The 17,615-nt window shown below is 31.7% G+C and carries 16 protein-coding genes; 5 read left to right on the top strand and 11 right to left on the bottom strand.

The annotated features are described in order from the left end of the window. Positions 1–143: 143 nt before the first annotated feature. Both HB672_RS01905 and HB672_RS01900 read right to left on the bottom strand, forming a co-directional pair. On the bottom strand, positions 144–425 hold the full coding sequence (locus HB672_RS01905) for a hypothetical protein (RefSeq protein ID WP_167606847.1): 282 nt from the start codon (positions 423–425) through the stop codon (positions 144–146). A 59-nt stretch (positions 426–484) separates the two neighbouring features. Further along, on the bottom strand, positions 485–1,270 hold the full coding sequence (locus tag HB672_RS01900; RefSeq protein ID WP_167606844.1) for an alpha/beta hydrolase: 786 nt from the start codon (positions 1,268–1,270) through the stop codon (positions 485–487). Positions 1,271–1,306: 36 nt separating this feature from the next. Here HB672_RS01900 and brnQ point away from each other — a divergent pair, with 36 nt between their 5' ends. After that, a complete protein-coding gene (brnQ, locus tag HB672_RS01895) occupies positions 1,307–2,590 on the top strand; it encodes a branched-chain amino acid transport system II carrier protein (protein WP_167606841.1) in 1,284 nt (427 codons plus the stop codon). An 80-nt stretch (positions 2,591–2,670) separates the two neighbouring features. On the opposite strand, the gene HB672_RS01890 is transcribed toward brnQ, so the two are convergent. Together HB672_RS01890 and HB672_RS01885 are read right to left on the bottom strand one after the other, a co-directional pair. Continuing rightward, positions 2,671–3,654, bottom strand: a complete 984-nt coding sequence (locus tag HB672_RS01890; RefSeq protein WP_167606838.1) for a hypothetical protein — start codon at positions 3,652–3,654, stop codon at positions 2,671–2,673. Between the two features lie 135 nt (positions 3,655–3,789). Then, on the bottom strand, positions 3,790–4,446 hold the full coding sequence (locus tag HB672_RS01885; protein WP_167606835.1) for a hypothetical protein: 657 nt from the start codon (positions 4,444–4,446) through the stop codon (positions 3,790–3,792). A gap of 136 nt (positions 4,447–4,582) precedes the next feature. Here HB672_RS01885 and HB672_RS01880 point away from each other — a divergent pair, with 136 nt between their 5' ends. Continuing rightward, positions 4,583–5,236, top strand: a complete 654-nt coding sequence (locus tag HB672_RS01880; protein WP_167606832.1) for a T9SS type A sorting domain-containing protein — start codon at positions 4,583–4,585, stop codon at positions 5,234–5,236. A gap of 49 nt (positions 5,237–5,285) precedes the next feature. Here the strand turns inward: HB672_RS01880 and gldD are convergent, their stop codons facing one another. From gldD to mutY, 4 genes are all read right to left on the bottom strand, one after another. Beyond that, positions 5,286–5,861 (bottom strand): gliding motility lipoprotein GldD, encoded by a 576-nt coding sequence (gldD, locus tag HB672_RS01875; RefSeq protein ID WP_167606829.1) that lies wholly within the window; start codon positions 5,859–5,861, stop codon positions 5,286–5,288. Then, positions 5,862–7,163 carry a gliding motility-associated protein GldE gene (locus tag HB672_RS01870; protein WP_167606826.1) on the bottom strand — a complete coding sequence of 434 codons (1,302 nt, stop codon included), beginning with the start codon at positions 7,161–7,163 and terminating at the stop codon, positions 5,862–5,864. It lies immediately after the preceding gene. A 21-nt stretch (positions 7,164–7,184) separates the two neighbouring features. Next, positions 7,185–7,628, bottom strand: a complete 444-nt coding sequence (gene ssb / locus HB672_RS01865; protein ID WP_167606823.1) for a single-stranded DNA-binding protein — start codon at positions 7,626–7,628, stop codon at positions 7,185–7,187. 68 nt (positions 7,629–7,696) lie between these two features. Beyond that, positions 7,697–8,737, bottom strand: a complete 1,041-nt coding sequence (gene mutY / locus HB672_RS01860; RefSeq protein WP_167606820.1) for an A/G-specific adenine glycosylase — start codon at positions 8,735–8,737, stop codon at positions 7,697–7,699. 135 nt (positions 8,738–8,872) lie between these two features. Here mutY and HB672_RS01855 point away from each other — a divergent pair, with 135 nt between their 5' ends. After that, complete coding sequence (locus tag HB672_RS01855) at positions 8,873–9,163, top strand: HU family DNA-binding protein (RefSeq protein ID WP_167606817.1); 291 nt, start codon at positions 8,873–8,875, stop codon at positions 9,161–9,163. Between the two features lie 323 nt (positions 9,164–9,486). Further along, positions 9,487–11,034: a ribonuclease E/G gene (locus tag HB672_RS01850; RefSeq protein WP_167606814.1), complete on the top strand. Its 1,548-nt coding sequence runs from the start codon at positions 9,487–9,489 to the stop codon at positions 11,032–11,034. A 52-nt stretch (positions 11,035–11,086) separates the two neighbouring features. Here the strand turns inward: HB672_RS01850 and HB672_RS01845 are convergent, their stop codons facing one another. From HB672_RS01845 to HB672_RS01835, 3 genes are all read right to left on the bottom strand, one after another. Then, positions 11,087–12,121 carry an aldo/keto reductase gene (locus tag HB672_RS01845; protein ID WP_167606811.1) on the bottom strand — a complete coding sequence of 345 codons (1,035 nt, stop codon included), beginning with the start codon at positions 12,119–12,121 and terminating at the stop codon, positions 11,087–11,089. Between the two features lie 151 nt (positions 12,122–12,272). Further along, a complete protein-coding gene (locus tag HB672_RS01840; protein WP_167606808.1) occupies positions 12,273–13,232 on the bottom strand; it encodes an OmpA family protein in 960 nt (319 codons plus the stop codon). Positions 13,233–13,272: 40 nt separating this feature from the next. Then, a complete protein-coding gene (locus HB672_RS01835; protein WP_167606804.1) occupies positions 13,273–14,034 on the bottom strand; it encodes an exodeoxyribonuclease III in 762 nt (253 codons plus the stop codon). 118 nt (positions 14,035–14,152) lie between these two features. On the opposite strand from HB672_RS01835, the gene HB672_RS01830 reads away from it, so the two are divergent. After that, positions 14,153–17,563: a DUF2460 domain-containing protein gene (locus HB672_RS01830; RefSeq protein WP_167606801.1), complete on the top strand. Its 3,411-nt coding sequence runs from the start codon at positions 14,153–14,155 to the stop codon at positions 17,561–17,563. The last annotated feature ends 52 nt before the right edge of the window (positions 17,564–17,615 follow it).

Genomic DNA, 17,615 nt, shown 5'->3' with positions numbered 1-17,615 from the left:
TTTTTCTTTGAACGCAACATTTTTTATTAAAAATGAAACTTAGAAAAGTCAAATTCTTTATTTGACATGAAGAATAGAGCTAAATATATTTTAGCTAAGTAGTTGGTTTCAAAACCTATAAATTAACTGTCTTGTAGTAATAATTAAGCAGCAGTTGTAGAATACATTTTTTGCTTAAGTCTTGTCTTTCTTCTAGTGTGAATATATTCTAAAATTGAATTTATTTCTTGAAATGTTGGCGTAAGTTCGGTTAAATGACCATTGCCATTTGTTGTTAACTGTTTTTTGCAACATTTACAGGTATATTCTTTTACGTGTTTAGTAACTAATTTTGATACATCGTATTGATGACCGAAGATATTACAATAAAATTTTGAAACTGGATTAGAATAATTAGTTTGAGAGGTAGAAGTAGTTGTTTTCATAAGCTATCGGTTATTGGGGAGATAAACTTAGAAAAAAAATACAAATAAACGCTAAAAGACTATAAATTTTCGATGAAATGCATAATATTGTAAGAAAAAGATTCTTTATTTTCAATATGACTCATGTGCCCATCAGGTAATTCAACAGTTTCTGTTTGTAATTCATTAGCTTCTTTTATTAAAACATGACCGTCAATAACAGCATCTTTTTTGCCAATAATAATTAGTTTTTTGCATTTAAGTTGTTTAAATACATTTTTGCTATCTAACCTAATTCTCATACCTTCTTGAGCTGCAATATACCCATTAACCGAAGTTTTTAATGCTTCAGATAAAGCAGATTTAACAGCTTCTTTGTATTCGATTCTGCTTTGAGGTGCAAACAAATTGGTAAAAGACAGCTGTACCATATTCTTGAAATTACTTTTCACTAATTCATTAGCCCGAGCACGTAATAACTTTAGTTCTTCATCATCCGCTTTATAAGTCGAATTCATTAAACAGAGTCCTGAAATTTTAGAAGAAAATGATTTTGCATATGCCAATGCCACATAGCCTCCCATGGAGTGACCAATAAACGTAGCTTTTTGGATTTTTAAGTGAGATAATACTCTATTAACTGCTTCTGCCATAAGTTCCATAGAATGAACATAGCCAATACTCTCGCTTTGCCCATGACCTAAAAGATCAATAGTTACTATGCGATTGTTTTTAGACCATTTAGAAATAAAATCATGCCACATAGTTGAGTTTTCTAAAAACCCATGCAGTAAAACCACAACGTCTCCTTGTCCATAGACGTTATAATGGACTCTAGCATTTTTAAATAAAACAAAAGTATTCATCAAATTTATTATCTTCCACAAAGATAATTTTATAAGATGAATAATAAGAAAACGATATTAATAATTGGTTTTGCATTGTTTGCAAGTTTTTTTGGCGCAGGAAATTTAATTTTGCCACCTTTTTTAGGGTTTAATTCTGGGCCAGATTGGTGGCTTGTGACTCTTGGGTTTGTAACTTCGGCAACAGTTATTCCTTTACTGGCTTTATTTGGTCATGCTAGATTGCAAGGAACCATGTTGGACTTTGGTAATAAGGTATCACCATTATTTAGTTTAGTATATTGTTTATGTGTATATACAATTGCTATTACCTTGCCAATACCTCGAACTGCAGCTGTAACTCATGAAATGGCAATTCAGCCTTTTTTTAATACGCCTTCGCTTTTAACTAGTAGCTTATACTTTGGTATTGCTTTTATCTTTATAATGAAAAGAGATAGTATACTGAGCATCCTTGGTAAATTTTTAACGCCTTTAATAGTTCTTATTTTATTGGCTATAATAATTATTGGTCTTTTCACGTCACCTGAAAGCATGAATACTTCAACTTTAGAAGCACCAGCTTTAGTTGCAGGATTATTGGAAGGGTATCAAACTTATGATGCACTTGGAGGCATTTTAATTGGAGGCGTTGTGATAATTTCACTAAATCTGGAAGGAGGTATTTCTTTTGAAGATAAAAAAACCATAATTGGTAAATCTGGATTAGTAGCTGCGACGGGTTTGTTTATAATATATGCAGGAATGATAGCTGTTGGAGCTTTACATAATACGGAGTTTGAAGCCTCAATTACACGACCAGAATTACTTTCAGGTTTAAGCTTAAAAACTTTAGGGAATATTGGTAATCTATTCTTAAGTGTACTTATTTCTTTAGCATGTTTTACAACTGCAGTAAGTGTTATTGTTGGAACTGCCGATTTCTTTAAAGGCCTATTTAAAGAATCACAATTAGCATATACCATTACAGCCATTATATCCTGTATTATAGGTGTTTTAGTTGGTCAATTCGACGTTCATTATATTATTGTAGTGGCATTACCAGCTTTAATGTTTATATACCCTTTAACGATTGTACTTATTTTATTAAATGTGATTCCAAAGAAATATGCAACTAAACTAGTGTTTAAGACAGTTGTTTTAGTAACCTTTATTTTTAGCATTCCCGATTTTTTAGGCTTTTTAATAGAAGCCGATTGGTTACAAAATGTTAAAGAAATAATACCTTTTGCAAAGGAGAATTTAGGTTGGGCACTTCCTGCATTGGTTACTTTTATTGTGATTAATTTGATTCAATCTCTTAAACAACGAGACGCTTAATAATAGATAATAAGCCGTTTTGAACGGCTTTTTGGCAAAGCTAAAAAGAAGCAATAAACTGTATACGTTGTTTGCGTAGTTTATTTTTCAACTTGCTTCAGAATCCAATCCATCAGTTCGTCTTTGTTTATTGCATCCCAAGTTGACTGTGTATTCTTTACAGGAGCTGGATTATCCTTTGGTTGTATTACAATTAATTCAGTGTTTTCATTTCCTGCAAGTTCTAGCTCAGCTAAAAACCCAACGATATCTGTCGAATTGTTTTCATACAATGTTCTTAATTGATTTTTTAATTTATATTTTATTGCTGGCTCTATATAGGCTCTTACAGCATAATTTTTGTAAACTGAAATGTTTCTATTTTTTTCATCAAAGTAGCTATACGATGAAAAATTGTGATAACTCTCTGGATTTGTTTTGGGTGTACCATTTAAATGAGTTTCCAACAAATAATTTATGAAAGTTGGTTCCCATAGGTCAATTTGGTTGATTCTTATATCGCGATTATGTTGATACCATTTTCTTGTCCAATCCAACGTAAAATTGCAAATGACAATACCTTTTATATTGAGTTGAAACTGGAAAGCAATCTCTTTCATAAATTTAATATATCGCATTGCTCTATGCCCAACTAAACTTGCTCCTAAAAAGATAATATTTTTATTTGGTAAATTATGTTTGAGAAAAGCTTCGCGAATTAAATTATGTGTAGAACGGATAGATGTTTTAGAAAAGTAAAAGTCAAAAGGAATTTCGGTTGAAACAGACAAAACGGCAAATCCTTTTTTATAAGCTTGATTATAAACCTGTTTCGCATTCATATTTTTTTTGTCATACCCAGAATCTTCGAGAAAAATGAGTACACCATTAATTGCCTTATCTTCTGGAAGCATTAAGGTATAACCGCTTTGGATTAAAGGCAAGAAATCGTTTTCTCCTTTTCCAATTCTTATGCTATCGTTTTTTACTGGTTCGTATTCTTGTATAATATTTTGTGCAAAGGAAATATTACAGAAACTCGATAGAAAAATTAAAAATGAAACCCTTCTGAGAAATTTGTTCATATTTTTATCCTAATTACGCACAACGTGTTCGAGTATGGTTAGTTGCGTTGGCTGGAACTAAGTTAGCAAAAGAAAACGAACCAGAGGAAATTCAGAATGAATTTCCAATTGAGCCATAATCAAACAATGAATTATCTATTTCTTAAGCCTTTTAACAGCCGAAAATGCTTTATCAACAAAATCATCTTCAACCAAAATAGTAAACTCATTAGTGGTTGAAACTACTTCGTATAAAATAATACCTTCCCAAGCCAAACGTTTAAAAAAATGATAATACAAACCAGCTATTTTAGAGTTTTCTTCGGGTAAATTAATACTAATTGCGGAAAGCCCATCTTGTATAGCTATAAACGTTTCGCCTTTAAAACATTCCATAATAAAAGGCTTTAAACTGCTGGAAATAATAATATTACTTTCATGAATGCCTCTTGTAAAGGTGTAAAACAATTTGGATTGCCCTTTTACTTTTTCAAGTATTTTAGAGTGGTTTTGTATTAATGTATGAGAGTTTTTAACTGTAAAATCGGTAAGGTTAGAGCGCACCGTGATATCTCCCAAGTTATTGATGATTTTTTTCATCTTTAAGGAATGCCCTGGGACAAGAGGAGAGTTATAGCGCCTTAATGCCATCATTATAGCAGCCGATTTCACAGGCTTTTTTAGTATGCCGCTAATTGGTTGTTGGAGTTCTTCGGCTAAGGCACTATAGTTAATAATACCTCGTGACAGCGCTTCTTCTAAGTATGGTTGGGTAATTAGCACATCTTCTACACAACTTGCAATTGTTTTCATTTGTTATATAATTAACATTTTGTGCAAATGTAAGTTTTTAATTAATTATAGGTTTGTATGGTTTTTGTATAGGTGCAATTTTTGGGATGAGGTTTTCAAAGAAGTATATTCAACCCTTAATTATAATACATATAAAATGAAAAAACTTTACATTTTAATTACATTACTTTTTGCAACGACTTTGTTTGCTCAAGATTTAGTTGTAAATGTGGTTGCTCCTCCAGGAACAACTTCTTGCAGAATTGGAGGCCCTTGGTGGAATGGATGGGATCCTAGTTCTGGACCTATTGGAACTGATATGGGAAATGGTAGTTTTCAATTCATATTTTCTCCTGCCCCTACAGCAGATATGGAGTATAAATTTATAATAGATGGTGTTTATGAAGACATTCTTGATAACTATACAAATGGAGAATGTGCTACTAGGAATACAAATGGAAATATAAATACTGATGGTGCAAACTACGCCAACCGTATTTGGAAACAAACGGATGCTTTAACTTGGAACGAAGTTGCTGGAACTTGTGACTTTTACGTGCTTTCAAATAATGAGGATTCTCTATTAGAGTTTTCATTGTACCCAAACCCTTCAACAGACTTAATTCAAGTGACGTCTTTAGAGCCAGTTACCAAAGTTAGTATTTATGATTTAGGCGGAAGATTGGTTTTACAAGAAACACCTAACAAAGCAGTTTTTGAATTAAGAACTAATAACTTAAGTAAAGGGATGTATATTATTAGGTTAAATTCTGTTGATAGAGTAGCAACAAAAAAAATACTTAATCAATAGATATAGCAGTGTCAATTACTATTAAAAACCTGGTTAATTCCAGGTTTTTTTATTGTTTCCATCGAATGGTTTCCATAATATGCTGAATATCTTTCTTTAAATAGTCAGCAGCTGGAAGAATAGAATCGTAGTTAGGTTTGGCGTAAAAGTATAAAGAGCCAGTTAAAAAATGCTTGACACTATCGGTAACATAAAATTGCGATTGTGAGGCAGCGTTACCACCAACTTCATAAAACATTCCAAAGACTCTATTTTCAAAATTTAAATAAGGTTGCTCAATAATTTCATCGGCTCTTTGAGAATGTTTTTGAGTAATATTTTGTGCATCTATTAAGTAGGGTTCTAGGTTGTTATTAATAATCTCTTTGTAGGTAATATAAATAGTGCCTTTTAATGATGGATAAGAAATGTCTAAACTATATGATTTTTGGTCACCAGATACTTTAATATTGCTAATATCTTTAGCAAACAGATTTTTCTCGAAGGTAAAAGGAAGCTCTTGTTGAATTTGAACATATTGGTGTTTAGGGTAGTTTAATCTTAAAAAAGCTTTTGGTTTTGGTGTTGGGTCGTTTCCACACGATATACAAAAGGCAATGATTACTAATAGAAAAATGCTTCTCATTTAATTAATGGTGATTTTTACTTGTTTAATACGTTTTTTATCTAAAGACTCTATAGTAAAAACGTAATTCTCAAAATTTATTTTACTGTCCAATTTTGGAAAATTTCCAGAAATTTCTAATACAAATCCTGCAATAGTTTCTGCCTCTCCTTTATTGTCTTCAAAAATAGCTTCGTCCTCAATTTTAATAATACGGTAAAAATCTTTTAAAGTTGTTTTACCATCAAACACAAAGTTGTTATTATCTAATTTAGAATAAATAAGGTCGTCGTCATCAAATTCATCACTAATATCTCCAACAATTTCCTCAATAACATCTTCTAACGATACAATCCCAGATGTGCCTCCATACTCATCTACCACAACTGCTAAATGCACCTTTTTCTCTTGAAACTCTTGCATTAAATCGTCTAGCTTTTTATTCTCGGGAACAAAAAATGGATCACGTAATAAAGAGGTCCAATCAAACTGTTTTTTACCTAAATGTGGCAACAAATCTTTTACATATAAAACACCAACAACATTATCGACATTATCTTGAAAGACAGGGATTCGAGAATAGCCATTTTTAATAATATCTGGAACAATATCGCTATATTTTAAATTGTTATCTAGCGCAAAAATGTCAATACGCGGACGCATAACCTGTTTGGTGTCGGTATTTCCAAACGACACAATGCCTTTTAATATTTTGTGCTCTTCTTTTGTTGTGTCTTCTTCGCTAGTTAACTCTAGTGCTTGTGATAATTGATCCACACTTATGTTAGATTTTTGCTTTCCTAATTTATTATGCATAGCGATAGTAATACTGCGCATAGGTAAACTTAGAGGGGAAATAATTACATCTAAAAAGCGTAAAGGGTATGCCATAAATTTGGCAAATTTCACACTATTTCTACTGGCATAAATTTTAGGCAAAATTTCACCAAACAATAGAATTAAAAAGGTTACTACTCCAACTTCAACTAAAAACTTAAACCAAGTTGGAGATAGATTGGCAAAATAGAATTCACTTAAATAAGCAAACAAAATAACTATGGCAATATTTATAAAGTTATTTGCTACTAAAATTGTTGCTAGAAGTTTTTTAGGTTTTTCTAATAACTTATAAATAATTTCCAGAGGTTTGGATTCTTCGGTTGAATTATCGAAATCTGATTGTGTTAACGAAAACAATGCTACTTCGGCTCCAGAAATTAGAGCAGAACAGATTAATAGTATAAAAAACAATATAATTCCAGATACGGTTGAGGTATCAATGGCAGTTAAAGATATTGTTAAACTAATGGGATCAGGATCCAAATTTATACGTTTTGGTTAATATTAAAATGGCAAATCGTCATTATCGTCTCCAATAGGTTCACTTACTTGATTTTGTGTTTGCTGTTTAGCCTCAGGTTGTGGAGCACCTTGAGTATTACCACTTTCGTTTTTGGTTGTTAAAAATGTAAAATCGTTACAATAAATTTCAGTTGAATAGCGATCATTACCTTTGTCATCTTGCCATTTACGTGTTTTAATTCTACCTTCAATATAGACCTTGTCGCCTTTGCTTAAGTATTTTTCACAAATTTCGGCAGCTTTATTACGTACAACAATGTTGTGCCATTCGGTATTGGTGACACGTTCATTGGTTTGCTTGTTTGTATAAGTCTCGTTGGTTGCTAACGGAAAACGACCAACACAATTCTTATCATCAAAATAATGCATTTTCACTTCATCTCCCAAATGCCCAATCAGCATTACTTTGTTTAATGTTCCAGACATAATAATTTGTTTTAGACTACTAAATTAGTGGTTTTTAATTGATTTATTTAAAGGTAATAAAAAAGCTTTTAAAAATTAAATTGCTCAATAAAATTTCCAATTAATATAGGAACTGGATATTGTCTAATTTTAGACTTTGGAATACTCTCTTTTGGAAGCTTATGAGTTTCAATAATCCAGAATTTTGTATGCAAATGTTGATGTGATAGTTTATGGATTATTGCGTTGTTGTTATATAAACTGAGTTCATATGTATTACCATTTAATAAAGCCTTAATTTCAGAATGTGATTTTAGCTCATCTATTGTTAAACTTTTTTCTGACTCGATTAAAGGAAACTGATATAAGTTTTTCCAAATACCTTTTTCGGTTCGTTGTTCGATAATAGTTTTTCCATCGTTAGAAAGGAATACTAAAAAATTAAAAAACTTTTTACTAACCTTTGTTTTTTTGAGCTTTACAGGAAGCAAATTAATCTTATCTAGTTCAAAAGCTTTACAACTATTTTGTAGAGGGCATTCATTACAATTTGGATTCGCTGGTTTACATTGTACAGCACCAAATTCCATAATAGCTTGGTTGTAATCACCAATATTGGTTTTTGGGAGAAGCTGCTGCGCTAAAGCTTTAAACTCTTTAATCCCTTTTGTAGAATTAATTGGCGTATCGATATTAAAATATCTTGATAAAACCCTGTACACATTTCCGTCAACCACAGCAGTTGCTTCGTTGTAGCAAATAGAAGCAATGGCGCTTGCGGTATAATCACCAACACCTTTTAGGTTAAGGAGTTCTTTATAAGTTTTGGGAAACTCACCTTGTAATTCATTTAAAATGTATTTAGCTGAAAAATGTAAATTTCTAGCTCTAGAATAATACCCTAAACCCTGCCATAACTTTAAGACCACTGATTCTTCAGCATTTGCAAGTGTATTTACAGTTGGAAATTTGCTCACAAAAGCTTCATAATATGGCAACCCTTGTTTAATCTGCGTTTGTTGTAAAATGATTTCAGATAGCCATATTAAATAAGGATTTTTAGTTTTTCTCCAAGGCAACTCACGTTTATGTACTGAGAACCAATCAATTAAAATTTTATTAAAAATCATTTTAAAATTATATGAGCTGCAAAAATAAACGTTTATTGGGTTAAAATTTAATGATTTAGGCTTGAAATATTGAATATAAAATACATATATTTGCATCCCTTAGAATTAATAGATAACCCTAAAAAATAATTAACAATGACGAAGGCTGATATAGTAGCTAAAATTTCTGAGAAATTAGGAATTGAAAAAGGAGATGTACAAGCAACAGTAGAAACTTTTATGACGGAAGTTAAAAACTCTTTAGAAGGAGGAGATAACGTTTACTTAAGAGGATTTGGTAGTTTCATCGTAAAAACAAGAGCAGAGAAAACAGGTAGAAATATTTCAAAAAATACGACTATTAAAATTCCAGCACACAACATTCCAGCATTTAAGCCTGCAAAAGTATTTGTAGAAGGTGTAAAAGCAAATGTTGAAGTTAAATAAGACATTAAAAAAAAGTATTAATTAAAAAAAACATTATTTATGCCAAGTGGTAAAAAACGTAAAAGACACAAGGTAGCGACGCATAAGCGTAAAAAGAGAAGACGCGCTAATCGTCACAAGAAAAAATAATTTGAAAAAGTAGTTGCAAAACTACTTTTTCAGTTTTATTTAAAAATCGTTCTTTGATATCAAATTCATGTATTAATTATGTTACTACCTAACATAATCATGAATTTTCTGGATTAAAATCCTGTGAATCAAATAATATGTTTAATCCATCTGTCGTGACATTAAAATGGTCGTGATGGATAAAAATTAACAAAATGAATAAAGAATTGATCATTAGATCTAGTTCAAACAATGTTGATTTTGCCTTATTAAAAGATGGAAAACTTATTGAATTACAAAAGGATGAGGATGACAGTAATTTCTCGGTTGGTGATGTGTTTTTAGCCAAAATCCGAAAATCTGTACCAGGTTTAAATGCTGCATTTGTTAATGTAGGCTATGAAAAAGATGCATTTTTGCACTATCATGATTTAGGACCTAAACTCCCTTCCCTTTTAAAATTCATAAAACGTGTAAGCACAGGTAAACTTAAAGATTACTCTTTAAAAGATTTCCCATTTGAAAAAGATATTGATAAAGACGGCAAAATTAATGACGCCTTAAAATCAAATCAATCTGCATTAGTGCAAATAGTTAAAGAACCAATTTCTACAAAAGGACCGAGAATTAGCTCGGAAATATCCATTGCAGGTAGATATTTGGTGTTGGTCCCTTTTTCTGATCGTATTTCAATTTCTCAAAAAATTGAAAGCAAAGAAGAAAAAGATAGATTAAAACGATTATTAAAAAGTATTACACCAAAAGGATTCGGTGTAATAGTACGTACTGTAGCAGAAGGCAAAAAAGTAGCAGAACTAGATAAAGATTTACAAAATTTGTATGACCGTTGGGTCGCAATGTGTAAAAAGCTACAAAGAGCAAGTCATCCAAGTAAAGTATTAGGAGAAATGAATAAAGCCTCTTCAATTTTAAGAGACATATTTAATGATTCTTTTTCCTCAATAGTAGTAGATGACGAATCGCTTTACATTCAAATTAAAGATTACGTGCAAGAAATTGCACCAAAAAAAGAATCAATAGTTAAGTTGTATCAGTCTAAAGTTCCAATTTTTGAAAAGTTTGGAATAGAAAGACAAATTAAAACATCCTTTGGAAAAACAGTTTCTATGGCGAAAGGAGCATATTTGGTGATAGAACACACCGAAGCACTTCATGTTATAGACGTGAATAGTGGAAACCGCTCTAATAAAGCTAGAAACCAAGAGGATACAGCGCTAGAAGTTAATTTAATTTCGGCAACAGAAGTAGCAAGACAGTTACGTTTACGTGATATGGGAGGCATTATTGTTATCGATTTTATCGACATGAATACGGCTGACCATAGAAGGAAGCTCTTTAATCATCTTCGCGAGGAAATGAAAGATGATAGAGCAAAACATAAAATTTTACCTCCAAGTAAATTTGGATTGATACAAATAACCAGACAGCGTGTACGACCTGAAATGAAAATTAAAACCAGAGAGGAAGATCCTAATGGTATTAATGGCAAAGAAGTGGAAGCACCAATTAAGATTGTTGAAAAAATCAAGCATGATCTGGACTTAATTATTAAAAAAGACTATAAAAAGGTGACATTAAACACACATCCTTTTATAGCAGCCTTTTTAACAAAAGGTTTTCCATCACAACGTTCAAAATGGTATTTTGAACATAAAAAATGGGTAAAAATATTGCCAAGAGATGCTTACACATATCTAGAGTACCACTTTAAAGATAAAGATGGTAACGTAATTACATTATAAAAAAAGCCTTACTCGCATTGAGTAAGGCTTTTTTGTTTCATTTTTTTTTCAATTAAGGAGCAGGATTAGGTATAGCTGCATGAATAGCATTAATCTTTTCTAAAAGCTCATCGCTTAATTCTACATTAATGCTATCTATGTTTTCCTTTAATTGTTCAACTGTTGTTGCTCCAATAATATTACTAGCAATAAAAGGTCTTTGGTTAACAAATGCTAATGACATTTGCGTTAAACTTAAATTATTCTCTTCAGCTAACTGTAAGTATTGCTTTGTTGCTTCGGTAGATTGCTCGCTACTATATCGTGCAAACCTTGGGAACAATTTTAATCGAGAATTATCAGCAGCAATACCTTTAATATATTTTCCAGATAACACACCAAATGCCAACGGTGAATAGGCTAATAATTTAATGTTTTCTCTCATGGCTATTTCTGCCATATCGCCTTCAAACACTCTGTTTAATAACGAATAGGCATTTTGAATGGTTATCATTCTTGGTAAATTATGAGTTTTAGATTCTTCTAAATAACGCATGGTTCCCCAAGCTTTTTCGTTTGATAAGCCAATGTGTCTAATTTTACCTTCCTTAATAACATCATCCAATACATGAAGTACTTCATTAAAATTATCTTGCCAAGAATCGTTTGGATTATGAGTGTAATCTCTTACGCCAAACGTATTGGTTTCACGTTCTGGCCAATGTAGTTGAAATAAATCTATATAATCGGTTTGTAAACGTTTTAACTCATTGTTTACAGCATCTTTAATTCCTTTTACAAAGCCAGTAGTTCTAATATGTGCCGTATAGTCACCACCTCCAGCAATTTTACTTGCTAAAATTACTTTATCACGATTTCTTGTTTTTTGTAACCATGTGCCAATTATTTCACTTGTTCTTCCGCTAGTTTTTGCTTCAGCTGGAACAGGATATAACTCGGCAGTATCAATAAAATTAACGCCATTGTCAAAGGCATAGTCTAGTTGTGCATGACCCTCGGCTTCGGTATTTTGGTTGCCCCAAGTCATAGAGCCTAAGCATATTTTACTGACTTTTATATTTGTGTTTGGTAAGTTGGTGTATTTCATAGTTCTTCCCAAAAAGTGGGAGCTTCTTTTTAATTATTATTGTTTTCCGTCATTGCGAAGCAAACTTGTTTGATGTGGCAATCTCTCTCAAAGTATTAGAACATGACTGGCAGATTGCTTCGTCGCTCACTTCTCGCAATGACGTTATTAGTTATATATCGCTTAACAATTTTGAAAGTTCATCTAACTTAGGCGTTAAAATAACTTCAATACGTCTATTTTTTGCTTTTCCTTCAGCAGTATCATTGGTTGCAATAGGAGCATATTCACCACGTCCAGCTGCTGTTAAGTTTTCTGGATTTATATTGGCATTTTCTCTTAGAATATTAACAATAGCAGTAGCTCGTTTAGTTGATAAATCCCAGTTGCCACTTAGTTGAGAGTTGCCTTTGTATGGTACATTATCGGTATGTCCTTCAATTAAAATGGCAATTTCAGGATTGTCTGCTAATACAGCACCAAGTTGCTGTACTGCTCTTCTTCCTTCTGTTCCTACCGCCCAACTTCCTGAACTAAACAAAAGTTTATTTTCCATAGAAACATATACTTTCCCATCACGCTGCTCAACGGTTAAGCCTTTACCTTCAAAATCGGTTAATGCTCTTGAAATGGCATTTTTTAAATCGGTCATGGCTTTGTCTTTTGCCGCAATAACACTTTCTAATTCAGCTACACGATTAGATCTGTCTTCTAATTGTTTTTTAAGTGCTTCCAATCGTGAGTTTTCAGCAGCAAGTGCTTGCTCTTTAGCTTCTAACTGTGCTAATAATTCTCTGTTCTTTTTTACGTTATCTGCTATGGCAGCCGAACTATTTTTTTCTAAAGCATCATACGACGCAGTTAAATTATCATAATTAGCCTTTAACGCATTGTATTCACTTAGCAATTTATCGCGAGTAGAAACAGCATCGTCATAGTTTTTCTGAAGGTCTTTTAGACTATTTTCTAATTTGGTTTTAGCATTTTGAAGTGTTTCATTATCATCCGATAATTGTCTGTGCTCTTTTTTTAAGTTTGAGTATTTATCTTCAAGTTCTTTATAAACTTTCGGAGACACACAAGAAATCGCAAGAGTTGTTATTATTACTATTAATGACATTTTTTTAATCATAACTGTGGTTTTTTTGTTATTAGGTTATTTATAGATTTGATTATTTTTTTATTTCTACTAAAATTGGACAGTGATCGCTATGCACTGCTTCAGTGAGTATAACGGCTCTTTTAATATTTTCTTGTAATGGCTCTGTAACCATTGCGTAATCTAGACGCCAACCTTTATTATTTGCTCTAGCATTAGCACGATAACTCCACCAACTATATTGTTGTAAATCGTTATTTAAGTACCTAAAAGAGTCTATAAATCCGCTATTGATAAATCTTCCTAACCATTCACGTTCTTCAGGTAAGAAGCCTGAAACATTTTTCATTTTAGGGTTGTGAATATCAATTTCTTCGTGGCAAATATTATAATCACCACAAACAACTAAATTGGGTTTACTTTGCCTTAAAGAAGTTAAATACTCTTTAATTTCGTCCATGTAATTAAACTTAAACTCAAGCCTTTCCATATTAGTTCCAGAAGGTAAGTACATACTCATTACCGAAAGGTCACCAAAATCGGCACGAATATTTCGTCCTTCAAAATCCATAGTTGGTATTCCAGTACCATATTCTACATGATCAGGCTCGGTTTTACTTAAAATAGCAACACCACTATATCCTTTTTTTTGAGCACTGAACCAATAATTATGCTTGTATCCAACATCTTCAAAAACTGATAAATCTAGCTGTTCTTCTAAAGCTTTTATTTCTTGTAAGCAGATTACATCTGGATTTGCACTTTGTAACCAATCTATAAAACCTTTGTTAATTGCTGCGCGAATTCCGTTGACGTTATAAGAAATGATTTTCATTAAAATATTGGTTTCAGCTAAAATAAATAATGCTGTACTTTTACACTATAATTTTAAAGGAGTTTTAACTAAAACTATCAACAAAATATTTCACAAGCTTTTTAGTTTATCATACTAGATGAAAGTAACATTACCTTTTTTCTTTTTTTTCTTTTGCTTTTTGAGTTTTTCTCAAGAGCAAACCTCTAATTACAAGACTAAAAAAGTTATTGTAAAGGATTCTATTTTGGTTGATAGTGTAAGTATTAATTCTAGTAAATTTTTAGTAAAACTTAAAAATGGAATTACTTTAGATTCAACTTTCTATAGTATTGATTTTTCAAAAGCACTTTTAACGTTTAAAAAACCCATAGAAACAGACTCCATTATTATTGAGTATTTACGCTATCCAGATTTTTTAACGAAAACGTACAAGCAATTAGATGAGAGCATTATTGTTGAAAACACAGATAATCTAGATAAACTATATAAGTTATCACAACCAAGCGAAACCAATGGTTTTATTCCTTTTGATGGGTTGACAACATCAGGAAGTATTTCCAGAGGTATTACTGTTGGGAATAATCAAAATTCGGTTTTAAACAGTGAATTAGATTTACAAATTTCAGGGAAGTTAAATGATAAAGTCTCTTTAAGGGCTTCTATACAAGACGCCAATATTCCGCTACAAGAAAGTGGTTATTCACAACGATTGGACGAGTTTGATCAAATATTTATTGAGTTATATAGTGACACATGGAACATTCGCGCTGGAGATATTGATTTACAAAACACAGGGTCTTATTTTGGGCGATTTTCTAAACGTGTTCAAGGCCTATCCATTAATGCTAATCTAAACGGAGACGATTCTAAGTCGAATATTTTTGCAGCTGGTGCATTGGTGCGAGGACAATTTAGTAGTAGTAAATTTAATGGGCAAGAAGGCAATCAAGGACCCTATAAATTACAAGGGCAAAATGGCGAATTATTTGTGTTAATTGTATCTGGAAGTGAAACTGTTTATGTAAATGGGATTGCTTTAGAGCGAGGAGAAAATAAGGACTATATCATAGACTACAATGCTGGTGAAATTATTTTCAATGCAACTTATCCTATTACTTCCGAAATGCGTATAGTAATAGATTATCAATTTAGTGATAGAAATTATTCTAGGTTTGTTGGTTATGGAGGAGGAAATTACCAAAGTGAGAAACTAAAAATAGGCGCTTCAGTTTACACCGAAAACGATGCTAAAAATCAGCCCTTACAGCAAAACTTATCTACTGATCAAGTACAGGTTTTAAAAGATGCTGGAGACGATAATGGGTTGATGGTAGCACCTTCAGCAGTACCAGAAGCTTTTAATGAAAATAGAATTCTTTACAAGAAAGAAATTATAAGTGGCGTTGAAGCATTCGTGTTTTCTAATGACCCAAACGATGAATTATTTAATGTAAGGTTTTCATTAGTTGGCGAAAACCAAGGGAATTATGTGGTGAGTAATACCAATGCTATTACAACAATTTACGAATATGTAGCACCAATTTTAGGCGTACCTCAAGGAAATTATGAGCCAGTTGTCCAGTTAATTGCACCGACAAAACTACAAATGGCTGTAGTTAATGGCTCCTATACGCCTTCAGAAAAAACGAGTATTGATTTTGAAATTTCAGCAAGTAAAAACGACCTTAATTTATTTTCGACATTAGATGATGCTGACAATAATGGATTTGCTGGAAAGTTAAAAATCACGCAAAGCATTATTAAAAATGATAGTCTGTGGAATTTAAACGCTTTTGTAGATGGCGATTATATTCAAAAAGACTTTAAAACCATTGAGCGATTATACAATGCTGAATTTAATAGAGATTGGAACTTGGATATGCCTTTAGGGAATCAACAATTATTTAAAACAGGGTTGCAGCTAGTTCATGGTAATAAAGGTATAGCTACCTATCAATTTGAGCATTTAGGATATTCTGAAAACTTTAATGGAAATCGTCATGTTGTTTTAGTTGATTTAAGATTAGGAAGGTTCAACATCTTTTCAAATTCAAGTTTTTTAACAGCTAACTCAAGTTTAAATACTTCTGAATTCTCAAGGTCTTTTAATAGAATTGCCTATAATTTAAAAAATGGTTGGGTAGGTACTAAAGTAGCTATTGAAGATAACGAGCAAAAAGAAAAAGCAACGAATACATTAACGTCATTAAGTCAAAAATTCTCATCTTATGAAGTGTTTACAGGAATTGGTGATAGTACCAACGTATTTGTAGAAGTTGGTTATAAAAACAGGGTAAATGACAGTATTAAAAATGGTCAGCTTCAAAAAGTAAATACCTCTAATACATATTATGTGCGTTCAAAACTTATTCAGAATAATAACACCAATTTAGGCATTTACGCAAATTATCGAGTTTTAAAAAGCGAGGATAATTCTATTGATGATTCGCCATCTCTAAATTCAAGAATTCAGTTCAACCAAAAACTATTTAAGCAAATTGTATTATGGAATACCATTTTTGAAACCAACTCAGGAACCTTGCCTCAACAACAATTTACTTATGTTGAGGTAGAACCAGGACAAGGAGCTTACACTTGGATTGATTATAACAACAATGGGATTCAAGAATTAGAAGAATTTGAATTGGCACAATTTCAAGACCAAGGACAATATATTAGAGTTTTATTGCCAAATCAAGTATTCTTAAAAACACACCAAAATAGGCTGAGTCAAACGTTAACTATTAATCCTTCGGTTTGGTCGTCTTCTGAAAATGCAAGCCAAAAATTTTGGTCTCATTTTTATAATCAAACCTCTTATTTAATTGATAGAAAAATAAAAAGAGAAGGCAATAATTTCAATTTAAACCCTTTTGAGAGTGAAGCAGAAAATCAATTAGGGTTGCAATTAAATTTTAGAAATGTATTTTTCTTCAATAGAGGGAAACAGCATTATACTTCTTCGTATGCATATTTATCGAACAAATCTAGAAATGTATTATCGTTTGGTTTTATTGAAAATAATTTGAAGAGCCACCAATTTAATTTTAACCATAAAATTGCTAATACATGGTTACTAAACTTAGATTCAGCATTCAATAACAACGAAAGTATAAGTGAGAATTTTGTGAGTAAAAACTATAATATTGATGAAACAAAACTAAATCCAAAACTCTCCTATTTATTTAATGACACTACTCGATTTGATGTGTTTTACCAATATGCAAATAAAGAAAATACTATAGGAAATTTAGAAACATTAACTCAACAAAAATATGGCGTGTCATTTGCACTAGCTAATAGCCAAAAGGCTGCAATAACTGCCGAAGTAAATTACTTTTCAAACAAGTTTCAGGGCAATTCAAATTCGCCAGTCGGTTATCAAATGATGGAAGGTTTACAACCAGGAAAAAACTTCACATGGAACTTGCTAGCTCAAAAAAAATTAACAAAATTTCTAGATTTAAATATTAATTATTTTGGAAGAAAAAGCGAATTGAGTAAAACCATTCATACAGGAACCATACAATTAAAAGCCTATTTTTAAATCTTCAATTAGATTGAATGTAACCTAGGTATCAATAGTTTTCAGTTTTTTG

The organism is Gaetbulibacter sp. S0825 (assembly GCF_011777505.1).
Taxonomy (GTDB): domain Bacteria; phylum Bacteroidota; class Bacteroidia; order Flavobacteriales; family Flavobacteriaceae; genus Pontimicrobium.
This window is presented reverse-complemented; position numbering and strand designations above follow the sequence as displayed.

Bases quoted from the DNA above. Each gene is read 5' to 3' on its own strand.
- mutY (WP_167606820.1), bottom strand. From the start codon at position 8,737: ATGATTTTTAATAAAATTTTAATTGATTGGTTCTCAGTACATAAACGT.
- gldD (WP_167606829.1), bottom strand. From the start codon at position 5,861: ATGAGAAGCATTTTTCTATTAGTAATCATTGCCTTTTGTATATCGTGT.
- HB672_RS01900 (WP_167606844.1), bottom strand. From the start codon at position 1,270: ATGAATACTTTTGTTTTATTTAAAAATGCTAGAGTCCATTATAACGTC.
- ssb (WP_167606823.1), bottom strand. From the start codon at position 7,628: ATGTCTGGAACATTAAACAAAGTAATGCTGATTGGGCATTTGGGAGAT.
- HB672_RS01905 (WP_167606847.1), bottom strand. From the start codon at position 425: ATGAAAACAACTACTTCTACCTCTCAAACTAATTATTCTAATCCAGTT.
- HB672_RS01835 (WP_167606804.1), bottom strand. From the start codon at position 14,034: ATGAAAATCATTTCTTATAACGTCAACGGAATTCGCGCAGCAATTAAC.
- HB672_RS01840 (WP_167606808.1), bottom strand. From the start codon at position 13,232: ATGATTAAAAAAATGTCATTAATAGTAATAATAACAACTCTTGCGATT.
- HB672_RS01845 (WP_167606811.1), bottom strand. From the start codon at position 12,121: ATGAAATACACCAACTTACCAAACACAAATATAAAAGTCAGTAAAATA.
- HB672_RS01830 (WP_167606801.1), top strand. From the start codon at position 14,153: ATGAAAGTAACATTACCTTTTTTCTTTTTTTTCTTTTGCTTTTTGAGT.
- brnQ (WP_167606841.1), top strand. From the start codon at position 1,307: ATGAATAATAAGAAAACGATATTAATAATTGGTTTTGCATTGTTTGCA.
- HB672_RS01885 (WP_167606835.1), bottom strand. From the start codon at position 4,446: ATGAAAACAATTGCAAGTTGTGTAGAAGATGTGCTAATTACCCAACCA.
- HB672_RS01880 (WP_167606832.1), top strand. From the start codon at position 4,583: ATGAAAAAACTTTACATTTTAATTACATTACTTTTTGCAACGACTTTG.
- HB672_RS01890 (WP_167606838.1), bottom strand. From the start codon at position 3,654: ATGAACAAATTTCTCAGAAGGGTTTCATTTTTAATTTTTCTATCGAGT.
- HB672_RS01855 (WP_167606817.1), top strand. From the start codon at position 8,873: ATGACGAAGGCTGATATAGTAGCTAAAATTTCTGAGAAATTAGGAATT.
- HB672_RS01850 (WP_167606814.1), top strand. From the start codon at position 9,487: ATGAATAAAGAATTGATCATTAGATCTAGTTCAAACAATGTTGATTTT.